Annotated in this window: 9 protein-coding genes; 4 read left to right on the top strand and 5 right to left on the bottom strand. The window is 47.0% G+C overall.

From position 1 onward, the window contains the following. Positions 1-6: 6 nt before the first annotated feature. The 5 genes from ccmD to METVE_RS0104430 all read right to left on the bottom strand — a co-directional run bounded on the left by ccmD (position 7) and on the right by METVE_RS0104430 (position 2,969). A complete protein-coding gene (ccmD, locus tag METVE_RS0104450) occupies positions 7-174 on the bottom strand; it encodes a heme exporter protein CcmD (protein ID WP_020167247.1) in 168 nt (55 codons plus the stop codon). A 2-nt stretch (positions 175-176) separates the two neighbouring features. Beyond that, entirely contained in the window at positions 177-920 is a 744-nt protein-coding gene (gene ccmC, locus METVE_RS0104445; protein WP_020167246.1) for a heme ABC transporter permease CcmC, read from the bottom strand. A 26-nt stretch (positions 921-946) separates the two neighbouring features. Further along, positions 947-1,615 carry a heme exporter protein CcmB gene (gene ccmB, locus METVE_RS0104440; protein ID WP_020167245.1) on the bottom strand — a complete coding sequence of 223 codons (669 nt, stop codon included), beginning with the start codon at positions 1,613-1,615 and terminating at the stop codon, positions 947-949. Next, on the bottom strand, positions 1,615-2,322 hold the full coding sequence (gene ccmA / locus METVE_RS0104435) for a cytochrome c biogenesis heme-transporting ATPase CcmA (protein ID WP_020167244.1): 708 nt from the start codon (positions 2,320-2,322) through the stop codon (positions 1,615-1,617). Before ccmA ends, ccmB begins: the two co-directional genes overlap by 1 nt. A 176-nt stretch (positions 2,323-2,498) precedes the next feature. After that, positions 2,499-2,969 carry a c-type cytochrome gene (locus METVE_RS0104430; RefSeq protein WP_020167243.1) on the bottom strand — a complete coding sequence of 157 codons (471 nt, stop codon included), beginning with the start codon at positions 2,967-2,969 and terminating at the stop codon, positions 2,499-2,501. Between the two features lie 642 nt (positions 2,970-3,611). Between METVE_RS0104430 and METVE_RS0104420 the strand changes: the two genes are divergently transcribed. The 4 genes from METVE_RS0104420 to METVE_RS0104405 all read left to right on the top strand — a co-directional run bounded on the left by METVE_RS0104420 (position 3,612) and on the right by METVE_RS0104405 (position 12,827). Continuing rightward, positions 3,612-6,500, top strand: a complete 2,889-nt coding sequence (locus METVE_RS0104420) for a TonB-dependent receptor domain-containing protein (protein ID WP_020167241.1) — start codon at positions 3,612-3,614, stop codon at positions 6,498-6,500. Positions 6,501-6,866: 366 nt separating this feature from the next. Beyond that, the gene (locus METVE_RS0104415; RefSeq protein WP_020167240.1) at positions 6,867-10,088 is read left to right on the top strand and encodes an efflux RND transporter permease subunit; all 3,222 of its coding nucleotides are present in this window, start codon (positions 6,867-6,869) and stop codon (positions 10,086-10,088) included. Between the two features lie 7 nt (positions 10,089-10,095). After that, positions 10,096-11,358, top strand: coding sequence for an efflux RND transporter periplasmic adaptor subunit (locus METVE_RS0104410; protein WP_020167239.1), 1,263 nt, complete (start codon positions 10,096-10,098; stop codon positions 11,356-11,358). Then, positions 11,355-12,827: an efflux transporter outer membrane subunit gene (locus tag METVE_RS0104405; protein ID WP_232415385.1), complete on the top strand. Its 1,473-nt coding sequence runs from the start codon at positions 11,355-11,357 to the stop codon at positions 12,825-12,827. Before METVE_RS0104410 ends, METVE_RS0104405 begins: the two co-directional genes overlap by 4 nt. Positions 12,828-12,829: the final 2 nt, after the last annotated feature.

Below are 12,829 nucleotides of genomic sequence, written 5' to 3'. Positions count from 1 at the left end.
TCCAATTTAATTCGATGCTATCTGCTGCTTGATTAGTTGAATCGCTTTATGACGGCGATGGCTCAGAGATAAGAGTTCCCATATTGCAAGCAGCGCCGTCAAACCGAATGATCCCCACACATAAAAGGCGTAGCCGCCCATGGCTAAGAATTCACCGAGTGTCTTCCAATGCATGATTAATTGACCTCACTTAATGGCTGCACCCAATCGGCACGGCGTTCGCGCTCAAGGATGATGCTACGCAAGCGACTAAGCGCCACCGCAATCGCATACATCCAACACGCCAGTGTCATCAGCAACATACCAGTGAGCATGATAGAGGCCATTTTTGGCGCAGTCGTCACGCTGACAGAAGCGCCTTGATGCAAGGTATTCCACCAGCGTACGGAAAAATAAATAATAGGTATATTGATAGCGCCAACCAAAGCTAATAGTGCGCCAGCACGATCAGCGCGACGCGGGTCATCAATCGCGGCCTGCAAGGCGATGAACCCAATATAGAGAAATAGCAGAATAAGCTCTGAAGTCAGGCGTGCATCCCATACCCACCATGCACCCCACATCGGTTTTCCCCATAATGAGCCTGTGACTAAAGCAATCACTGTAAACAGCGCACCAGTAGGTGCAAGTGCTTGCGCCATCATGGCGGATAGTTTTGCATTTAGCGCCAGACCTATACCTGCCCAAGCCGCCATAACCAGATAGATAAGCATCGACATCCAAGCTGCCGGCACATGGATAAAGATGATGCGGTAAGCTTCGCCTTGCTGAAAATCGGTAGGCGCAACTGCGAAGCTGATATAAAGACCCGCAACCAATAGCAAAGAAGCTAATCCATAAAACCAAGGTACCAGCTTGCCTGCCAACGGATAAAAAGCCGCGGGCGATGCATATTTGTACCAATTAATCCCAAACGTCATAAATAGTTTCCGTATCGTTTATATTGTTATTCAACTGCGATGCGTAAGGCGGTTGCGCTGGCAAAAGGCGCTAATAGCAGCGCCAATAAAGTGCTAGCCGCCAAAAGCGACAGATTCGCCTCTGCACTAATACCAGTTTGACTAGCCGTTACCGCGCCAGCGCCAAAAATGAGAATAGGTATATAAAGTGGCAACACCAATAGCGCGATCAGCAAGCCGCTACCTCGTACTCCCAACGTTAATGCAGCACCGATAGCCCCAATCAGGCTTAAAGCAGGTGTGCCTAACAATAAGGACAACGCCAATATCCACAAACTTTGACTGTGCATGCCGTACTGCAAGGCTAATAATGGTGAGAGCAATACCACAGGTAAGCCAGACACCAGCCAATGCGCCACGATTTTGCCCAAGGTCAACAGGCTAAGGCTATGTGGAGAAATGACCAGTTGCTCAAGCGTGCCATCGGCATAATCAGAAGCAAATAGCCTGGATAAAGAAAGCATACATGCCAATAACGCTGCCACCCAGAGTACGCCCGGACCTAACTGGCGCAAAATGGCAGGATCAGGACTCACGGCCAAAGGAAACAAACTAGCTACCATCACAAAAAAGAACACCGTCGTGGCGATATCCGAACGGTTGCGAAACGCCTGCAAAAGGTCGCGCTGAATAATGGAAATAAAGCCAGTGCTCACTAATGTAGCCTATAGATTTGGATGTCATCGGAAGCAATATCCACAGGTTGATGCGTAGTGAGGATGACCATGCCACCTTTTGCAAGATGTTGACTGATTCGACCTGCTAACAAACCGGACATTTCGGTATCCAGCGAGGCGAAGGGTTCATCAAGTATCCACAATTTGGCAGGCGTGTGAATATTTGCAACAGATGTAGCAATAGCGTCTAACCATAAACGCGCCAATGCCACACGGCGCTTCTGCCCTTGAGAAAGATAACGAGTAGGTAAATACGCCTGACGCTGCAGCCCAACAGCTTGTAAAGCTTGGAGTACCTGATTTGAAGCTAAGTTAGACTGAATTTCCTGCTGGTTAATGTTGGAAGAAAACAACAAATTTTCGTGGGCACTCAAGTCTTCTTTGATCGCGTTCAAGTGTCCGATATACAGCAATTGCGATTGAAAAGCTTCGGCACGCCGTTGGATGTTCCGCTCATTCCATAAAACAACTCCGGATTCCGGTTGCAACAGTCCGGTCAGTACTCTGAGCAGACTACTTTTGCCTGTGCCATTCTCACCCAAGATATAAAGCAAACTGCCGGCTTGTAAGTGCAGGTTGACCTCTTTAAACAAAATGCGGTCACCGCGAACGCAACTGATGTTTTGAGTGACCAGGTTTTGAGTTGTCAGATGTTGAGTTAACGACACATTTTGGGTGGAAGACATAAAAACCTACTGAATAAGCTTATTAATATGATTGAAAATAATGGTTCAAAAAAATGGCGCTAACATCAGCGCCATTTTTGCAGCACATGTCACGATCCAACTAATTATTCATGATTAACTGACAGGTCATCTTTAGCTTATCCAACTTAATCTCTAGTCATTATTTCTTGTCAAAATTACTTCTTATCTTTTACGCGGTAATCATCATGGCAAGCTTTACAAGTTTTACCTACTGCGCCCACTTGAAGCTTCAGCGTATCAAGGTCTTTAGCGGCAGCTGGTAACTTGGCAGCTTCGAACTGGAATTTGTCTGCAGCTTCTTTAAATTTAGCATTCTCTTTCCAAATTTTGGGATCTGACTTATGAGTACCAATGTCTGTACCAGGGCCGAATGAACCAAACGGTAACGTAGATAACGCTTCTACGATGTTGGCAGATTTTTGTGCCAAGGCTTGGTCATATGGACGCTCGCCTTTTGCAATAGCACCAAGAACAGAAAAGTTACGCCCAATGACATTAAACACAGATTGGCGATAACGCACTTCCTCTTCTGGTTTAGGTTCTGCAGCAAACGCTGCACTTACCATCGTCAATGTTGCTGTTAATGCAAATGCGCCTAACACGATTTGTTTAACTAATTTATTCACAGTTAATTCCTTGATAATTATTTTGAGAGATTTTAAGTGTTAAGTCTGGACTTTAAAATTGAGCATGTTGCACTTTGCAATGCCCACTTAATCTCGCAAACTAGCCAACACCAATCGATTTTAAATGCAATTACTATGCCACCCTTTAAAATCAACTAGTTACCTATTTTTCTGCTCTTTTTTATGATGATTTGCTTAATTAGCAACAGCAAATTGTTTAATCTCGTACAGTCAACTGAGCTAAAAACAATCACCTCTTTATAATTTTTCCTAATATAACAACTAATTATCATAACTCTTAATTATTAATAGTTATTTGCTTATTCCTTTTTGTTGTTTGTTCAAAAACATCTTTTTTATCTAGCGAGAATCCTTTCCAATCTTGACAAAATTAATGCCGACTTATGTCCCATTCACAGCAGCAGTGTTTCAAAACGCTGATGATGCTGCAACATTTAGCGCCACTTTATTTACCTCATCCAAGCTCTTTCAAAAAATAATTAAACGCCCTACAAAAGCCTTGGATATTAGTTCTAACAACTTTATCGACCCCCATTTTTTTAATTTTTTTGCCTGCTGGCATGCTCTTTGCCAGAAGAGACCGTCCATGTAGTCCATCAAAAAATTAGGGAGTTTGTAAAAATGAGCTTTAAACAATCGCAAAATAGCGACTCACCACCAGCCAATCGTTTACCTTTTCGACCGTCTAAAGTGACGATTGCAATTGCTACTGCTTTGAGCATTTTTAGTGCTAACCCCGTGTATGCTGCGGATGACAAAGTGGTCGATGAATTGCAAGCCGAAATTACGCGTTTAAAACAGGCATTGCAAAAATCGGAGCAGGAATTAGCTGCGCAAAAAAATACTGCGGCGCCTGCCAGTAATGAAACAGCGGCAGGCGCCGCGCCCGCTGGTAATGCAACTGAAAACAATACAGCTGCAGCTCCGCCTCCAGAAGAAGCCAATAATTTGGATGCCGTTGTGGTACGTAGCCGCAGTAAACTTGAAAAATTGCATGATGTGCCGCAATCGGCTTCGGTATTATCAGGCGCCGAACTAAACCGCGAGTTGGCACTAGATCTTGGCTCTATCACGCGCCGTACCGCTGGCATTCAATTTAATCAGAACAATACGCGTGGCGGATCTTTATCGATTCGTGGTCTGGGTAAACGCTCATTTACAGAAACGCAAGATCCAAGCGTTGGCCTTGATGTTGATGGCGTTAGCTATGGACTCACACAGTTAGGCAACTTTGACTTTTTTGACGTTGAATCAGTGACCGTTTTGCGAGGCCCGCAGGGTACGGCGGGTGGTAAGGGCGGTAGTACCGGCCTTGTCAGCATCAATACACGACGCCCATCATTTGTGCCTACTGCAGATTTCTCGCTGACTTACGGCCAGCGTGATGCTCTAGTCGCCAAAGCTAACCTTGGCGGCACAGTGGTCGAAGATTTGCTGGCATGGCGCGGTTCTTTCATCGCCGACCGCGGACGCGGCTTTTATGACAGCGAATACGACAAGAACTACAGCTTCTATAACAGAAACCGATTGGCAGGGCGCGCGCAATTCCTGTTAACACCCACACCAGAATTGACCGCACGTTTCAGTTTTGATCTAGAACCTAAAGCGCCGCAGGTAGAAAACGGCCTGACCTTCCGCCACGACCAGCCACTGAAATACGATAACGGTTTATACAGTGATCCTAGAGGCACCACCGCCAAAGCCAAACTGGCCGGATATATCAGACCCACCGTCGCGACCAACCCCAACAGCCCCACAACCTTCGTGGGCGCGCGCGACTGGTTTGTAGGACGCAGTTTCAGCGCCGATGGCCGTACCAACAAGATTTATGACTACAATGACTATGTCAGCAAAAAGCTATTACAAAATGAAAATCAGGGACAGACTGTCACTAACAAAGGCGCTTCAGCCGAGGTTAATTACGACTTCGAGAACAATACGCTGACTTCGATCACGGCATGGCGCAGCTATAGCTTTGATGCCCACAACGATGAAGGCACACCATTCGATATCAATCTTAATGGCGGCGGCGGTGTCGATTATCGCCAATACAGTCAGGAATTCCGTATAGATTCCAAGCCCGGCGAGCTGTTCGATTACCGCGCTGGCATCTATGCACTGCGCACCGAAGACACTATCTCGTCCAAAACAGGCTGGGGCGCAGATGCAGGCGCCTGGTTTGCCAACGAGGCTCAATACAACGCGCTTGATAGAAACGCTGGCGTGAATCGCGGCTCGGGTTTGGCTCTGCTCAAGGACTCTTTGGACGACGGCTATACTAAGGCAGACACGAAGGTAGATACCAATAGCAACGCGGTTTATGGCCAGATCAACTGGCATTTGACCGAAGACGTGAATCTGCTGACCGGGCTTCGCATCACGCATGAGGATCGCACCACCGAAGATACGAAGATTTTGGCTTCCAATGGCATAGGCGCTGCGCTTAACCCAGTATCCGTGCGCGGCGTAGCCACTGGAGGTTTCGCATCTGATGGCTCTGGCAACTTGGGCGCAAATACGCCTGCGCAGTTGGCAATGGCAGACGCTGTGGCGGCCAAGTATTTCGGTGCAGCTAACTATGGCGCATTATCAACCGATCAGAAACTGCAGATAGCTAATGCTAAAACCCTCCGCGCAGGGCAAATCGGTACGCTCAGCAACGGCGTCAAGAGCAGTTATCGCGATGTATTGTTCACCTCATTGGTTAGCCCTAGCTATAAGATCAACGAAAACTTCACTGCATATACCTCTTGGCAATATGGTGAAAAATCTGGTTCCGCACTCAACGTCAATTTCGTCAAGGCAAACGTTAAACCTGAAAAAACTAATGCTTTTGAACTGGGTCTGAAATCGGAGCTGCTCGACAAGACGTTAACACTCAATGCGGATGTTTATTATCAAGATATTCGCGATTATCAATCGACCATACGTGCAGTTGACGAATTTACCACCGCCACCAATATTGCTACAAACCAACCAAATCCGCTGGCTTACTTAAGCGTGCAAGGTAACGTTAAACGCGTGAAAGCAAAAGGGTTCGAGCTAGACGCGTTCTATTCGGGTATTGATTACACAACCGTGCGCTTTGGCTTGGCTTATACGGATGCGCGCTACGCCGATTTTGACAATGCTGCGAAGCCGGATGAGTTGACATACTTAGCGCCAAACTTTATCAGCCAGACTGGCGATACTCTGCCAGGCGTTTCAAAATGGACCTTCAATCTAGGCGCTGAATACCGTCGCCCAATCGTCGACAAGATATTCCATACCAGCTTCAACACCAATTTCAACAGCCGTTATAACAACACCGATACGCTTTCGAGCTATGGCTGGGTAGATGCCTACAGTCGTACCGATGCCTCAATCGGTCTTACGTTTAAGAATAATTTTGACTTGAGTCTGGTGGGACGCAATATATTCGATAACCGTGAGCATGAAGAAGGTTGGACCAGTTATGCGCCGTTTCCTTATCCACGCTGGATTGGTGTAAGTTTCAGCGGCAAATTGTAGTCCGCTTGCTGCGCCAGAATCTAATACCAAATCTAATATTAAGTTGCTCTTTTAGGGACTTGGGGGATTTCCTCAAGTCCCTTTTCTTTTGCAATTTCCATGTTTAACAAAACACTCAACTGTTTGCCATACAACAGCAGTCATCATCATGTGCACAAAATTCAGCAAGTTTGTTTCGAAAAACAGCTGATTTAGGACTAATTGAGGCAATTTCGCTTGGTATGGTTTTTGCATTTAGGTATTGCTGTTCTTATGTGGGGTTTTGTAGTTTTCGATAAGTACAGCCAATAGTGCAACCTTTGTCTGGATTCATTAAAAAAATTCATTCCTGACATCTATACGGAAATACCTGGAGTTCCTCCCCATATGTGGATAGTTAGCATTGCACTTCGCCGCCCTTATACTTTTGTAGTGGCTGCTTTACTCGTCGTCCTGTCTAACCTGTATGTACTGCGCAACATGTCGACAGACATCTTCCCCAATATCAATATTCCAGTCGTCGCCATGATTTGGGAATACAGAGGCATGACCTCCAAGGAAATGGCGGACCGTATTGCTGGGCAGGTTGAGCGATCGATGAGCCTGATTGATGGTATTGAACATATTGAGTCGGTTTCTTTCTCTGGAGCCTCAATCATTAAAATATTCTTTCATCAAGGTACCGATATCAGAACCGCACTTGCACAAGTGATGGCAAGCAGTAACTCTGTATTTCGTTCGCTGCCTCCAGGGATTAACCCGCCGCAAATTATTCAATACTCAGCATCAGATTTGCCGCTTCTGCAGATTGGATTATCGAGTAAAACGATCCCGGAAACCGAAGTTGCTGATTTAAGTGGCAATGTTTTGCGTAACGTTTTGCAATCCAAAAAAGGCTTGGCGCTCACACGTCCATATGGCACCAAAGACCGCCAGATATCAGTCGATTTAGACAGCACCGCACTGTTAGCAGATGGTTTGAGCCCAGTCGATCTGGTCAATACCATGGCCGCCCAGAATATGATTTTGCCTACTGGCTCTATTAAGTTAGGAGACACTGAGCTGGATGTCACCTTGAACGGTTCTATCGCCAAAATTGCTTCGATTGCTGATTTACCTGTGACCACGATCAACGGCAATACTATATTTGTCCGCGATGTAGCTCAAGTGCGCGATGGAGCTGGAGCACAGACCACTATTGCACGACAAAATGGCGAGCGCGGCGTGCTCACTTCGGTATTTAAAATAGGCGACATCTCAACGCTGGAAGTGGTGGCTCATGTCAAAGAATCTATCCCCAAAATTCTCGACCAAATGCCGCAAGGGATTGATTTAAAACTGATGTTCGATCAATCGCTATTTGTAAAAGCTGCCGTAGATAACGTGTTGCATGAAGGCCTGATCGCGGCTAGTTTGACAGCTGCTTTGATTCTGCTATTTCTTGGCAGCTGGCGTAGTACCTGCATCATCGCCGTTTCCATTCCGTTATCCATCATGTGTTCACTCATCGTGCTATACCTGATTGGTGAAACCATCAACTTGATGACCTTAGGTGGGCTGGCACTTGCCGTGGGCATATTGGTAGATGATGCTACGGTAGAGATTGAGAATATAGAACGCCATATGGCGATGGGCAAGCCGATACATCAGGCCATTATGGACGGTGCAGCGGAAATCGCAGTGCCTGCATTCGTTTCCACGTTGTGTATCTGTATCGTATTCGTCCCCATGTTCTTTTTAAGTGGCGTCGCACACTTTTTGTTCGTGCCGCTTGCAGAAGCGGTGGTATTTGCCATGCTGGCGTCTTACATCATTTCGCGTACGTTGGTTCCTACCTTGGCCATGTACCTGCTGGCCAATCATGAGCATGATCATGGCCTAAGTCAGGGTAAGGCTAAGGTTCAAGGCTGGTTTTCAAGCATACATCAACGATTCAATCGTGGATTTGAATTGTTGCGTCAGCAGTATGTTTCCCTGCTCGCTGGCTTGTTAAACCGCCGTAAACTATTTGGCGCAGGCTTCTTGCTATTCTGCCTGCTCTCACTTGGCTTGTACCCTTTGCTTGGACAAGATTTATTCCCCCCCGTGGATGCCGGGCAAATTCGTTTACATTTGCGCGCCACCTCAGGTGTGCGGATAGAAGAAATGCCCAAGCTGGTCAATGCAGTTGAGGGCGTCATCCGTGAACACATACCGCAAGACCAAATCGGGGAAGTGCTGGACATTATCGGTGGCCCTTACAGTACCCGCAATACGTTATTTGGTAACTCTGGCACTGTAGAAACAGCGGATACGGAGATTATGATTTCTCTGAAAGCGGGCCATCGTGATTCTAGCGCTCAATATATCAGCAAACTGCGGTCGGTACTACCGAAACGCTTTCCTGGGATTGAGTTCTTTTTCCAGCCAGCCGACCAGATCAGTCAGACATTGAATTTTGGCATCCCGGCGCCGATTGACATTCAAATCATGAATGGTAAACCTGAAGAAATCACGCCGCTTCTTGTCGCACTTAATAATAAGGTACGACAGATTCCCGGTATTGTGGATGCCCACGTTTACCAGCGCTGGAGCAAGCCTACACTCGATCTGGAGATGAATCGCACACAACTTAATCAGCTGGGACTTTCCGCCAGGGATGTAGCGCAAAACCTATTAATATCCTTAAGCGGCAGTATGCAAACCGCCCCAAGTTATTGGCTGAATCCGGCCAACGGTAACTCTGTCAATATCGGCGTGAAAAGTAACGAGCTTGTATTGAACAATCTGGATGCACTCCTGCGCACTCCGGTAGGAACTGCTAACGGCAGCAACAATACCCAATTACTGGGTAATCTGGTCACAGTGAAACGTTCTTACCAGCAACCAGCGGTCACCCATTACAACAGCAACAATGTGTTTAATATCTACGCAAACGTGCAAGATCGTGACTTGGGTTCAGTAAGCCGCGACCTTGAACGATTGGTGGAAGAAACTAGAGGCCAACTACCCAGAGGCGCAGAAATAGCACTTCGCGGACAAGTTGAAACCCTCAACGATTCCTTTACTGGATTGGCTACAGGTCTAGCTGTCGCTATTCTGCTGGTTTATCTACTCATTGTGATCAATTTCCAATCTTGGCTAGATCCGCTCATCATTATCAGTGCGCTTCCGGCAGCACTGGCCGGTATCGCGTGGACGCTTTATCTAACTGGCACCACATTAAGCGTACCAGCCTTGACCGGCATCATCATGACTATGGGCGTGGCGACTGCTAATAGTATTTTGGTGGTCTCATTTGCCCGCACCCAATTACAAAAAGGCACCACAGCCGTAATCGCGGCACTGGAAGCCGGTTCAACACGGTTGCGCCCTGTGTTGATGACGGCTTTTGCGATGATCGTGGGGATGTTACCCATGGCCATCGGCGTTGGCGAAGGTGCAGAACAAAACGCGCCGCTCGGCAAAGCGGTTATCGGCGGTTTATTGTTTGCCACCATTTCCACATTGATTTTTGTGCCTATCGTCTTTGCTGCTTTACATAGACGGTCTAAACATAGTCACGACCATTCGTCACAACTTTCGTCGCATGCGGCGAATTTACCCAATCCATTAACATCTGGCCATTGAAAATACTATGACTGATATAGCTCCCAACATTCTTGCTCAGAAATCCACTTCCAAACGTCATCCCCTACGCATCGCTGCTTGGCTGGGTTTTGGGTTTGTCATTGTGCTGATTGCCAGCGGCGGATTACGCTTTCTTGCCAATGCCAAGGCTGTCAATGCCTTGCAACAACATACTCAAGAAAATCTAATCCGCAGCGTTAATGTGACGTACCCCAAAACCGATAAACTCAAAACCACTTTAATGTTACCTGCCAGTTTGCGCGGTTATAGTGAATCTGTGGTCTTTTCCCGCAGCAATGGTTACCTCAGCGCTTGGTATAAAACCATAGGGGATACGGTCAAGAAAGGTGAATTACTCGCTAAATTAGAAACTCCAGAACAGACCCAAGAACTCGCACAAGCCACAGCCTCACGTGAATTGGTCAAGACGCGCTTAGCGTTGGCAAAGCTCACCCAAGAGCGCTGGCAAACTTTACGCGACCATGATTCTGTACCGCAACAAGAGCTTGAAGAGAAACGCAGTATCTACCAACAAGCGCTTAACGAGCTGACTATGGTGGAAGCCAATATCAATAGACTTGAACAACTACAATCATTTCGTCATATCGTCGCACCGTTTTCCGGCGTCATTACCAGGCGCAGCATTGATATTGGTGATCTGATTACACCTAACAGCAAAGAGTTATTTGCGCTCACCCAGATAGATAAGCTGCGATTAAGCCTGTGGGTTCCCCAAGTATATGCCAGCGAAATCAAGTCCAATCAGGAAGTAGATGTTTCCGTGAGCGGCCTAAGTGAAAAATTCAAGGGCAGAATCGAACACTTATCAGGCGCCATTGACCCTGTCACACGTTCGCGCCAGATAGAAATCGTTTTGGATAACCCGGACCGCAAACTGATTCCCGGAGCCTATGCCGAAGTTAGCATTAACTTAGTCAAGGCGATTCCCGCTCAAATCATTCCGCCTAGCGCTTTGGTGATCAGTAAAAACGACCCATATGTCGTTATCGTTGATAAAGAGAATAAAGTCAGGTTCCAAAACGTGAAAATAGGACGCGATTTGGGGAAAACCATAGAGATCATTGATGGCATATCGTCAGGCGACACGTTGATATTAAGCCCGTCCGAATTGCTTGAAGAAGGCGAAAAGGTGATCCCAACTTTAATCACCTTGAAAGACCCGGACGATAAAAGCCAGAAAAAAGTAGCCGAGAATATTAAAAACCCCAGTGAAAAGAACCCATCGCCTGATGGAACAGCAAAACCATGAGCTTAGCATTCAAAAAGAGCTTAAGTTTAAGCCTGCTCAGTATGAGCCTGGTCGCTTGCTCTCCTTGGCAGATTTACCATAAACCCGCGATTGATTTGCCCGTTACTTGGCAAGAAGGCTGGCGACCAGCCACACCCCAAGATAGCGTTCCAAAAGGCGAGTGGTGGCTACTTTTCAATGATGCAGAATTGACTCGATTATCGCAGGCAGCTATTGCACATAATCAAAGTTTGAAAGCTGCCTTTGCCAGTGTGCAACAAGCCCGTGCGCTTTCCCGCGTTTCGCAAGCAGCGTTATACCCATCTCTGGATTTCGCGGCAACAGCCAGTCGCACCCAGCCATCTGCCAATCGCCCAAATAACGCAAGAAACGCATCCGTTTCTGCCAATATTCAGCAAAATATCAATCCTGTATTCGTCGCTGGATATGAAGTGGATCTATTCGGCCGCATTGCCCATGACATTGAGTCGGCAAAAACTTCATTACAGCAATCCCAAGCAGATTTTGAGAATCTGAAGTTAGTACTCACTGCCGATGTAGCCAGCAACTACTTTAATCTGCGTGAACTAGAGTCCGAACTGGATATTTTGAAACAAAGCATCGAGCTGCAAACTAAAGCTGTAAAGTTTGCCAAGACAAGACATGAAGATGGCGTTGCTACCGGGCTAGACACGATCCAGCAACAAGCTTTGTTAAGCAAGACTCAGGCACAACTCAGCCTTACGCAACGTCAGCGGGATATCACGCTACATGCACTCGCTACCTTGACTGGTTCAACTGTGAACAATTTCAAAGTGATCAATGGCAACTTACCGACGGCGATCCCAGAAATACCGATTGGATTACCCGCTGACGCGTTGGAAAGACGTCCAGATGTTGCCGCGACAGAACGCGCGGTCGCCATAGCTAACATCCAAATTGGCGTTGCCAAAGCAGCCTGGTACCCATCATTACGTTTGAGTGCCACACGCGGTTGGCAAAGCACCACCGCAGCAAATCTATTCGATGCACCTAGCGTTGTGTGGTCTTTGGGTATTAGTCTGGCGCAGACCATATTTGATAGTGGTCGTAATCAAGCCCAGATTGAATTTGCCAAAGCCGGCCATGAACTGGCCTCAGCGGAATATAGGCAAACCGTATTAAACGCCTTGCAGGAAGTGGAAGACGGGCTTAGTACCGGGCGCTCTTTGACTGATTCGCTGCGTGATTTACAAGCTGCGGAAGCTGCTTCAGCTAAAGCAGCTGAGATGATTGATGATCGCTACAAAGGCGGTATTGCCAGTGTGCTGGAACTCATCAGCGCGCGCCAGGTTCTACTAGATAATCAACGTCAGCTTCAAGTCGTCAGAGGCCAGCAATTAGTCAATGCGGTGTTTTTGATCAAATCACTCGGTGGCGGTTGGCAAAACACGCTACCTGTTCAAAACTCGCAAAACGATACTAAAAAAACGGTTAAGTCTGTCGATTAGCC

Source organism: Methylotenera versatilis 79, from assembly GCF_000384375.1.
Classification (GTDB): Bacteria; Pseudomonadota; Gammaproteobacteria; order Burkholderiales; family Methylophilaceae; genus Methylotenera_A; species Methylotenera_A versatilis_B.
The sequence above is the reverse complement of the archived record's forward strand: the minus strand, read 5'-3'. Positions and strand labels throughout refer to the sequence as shown.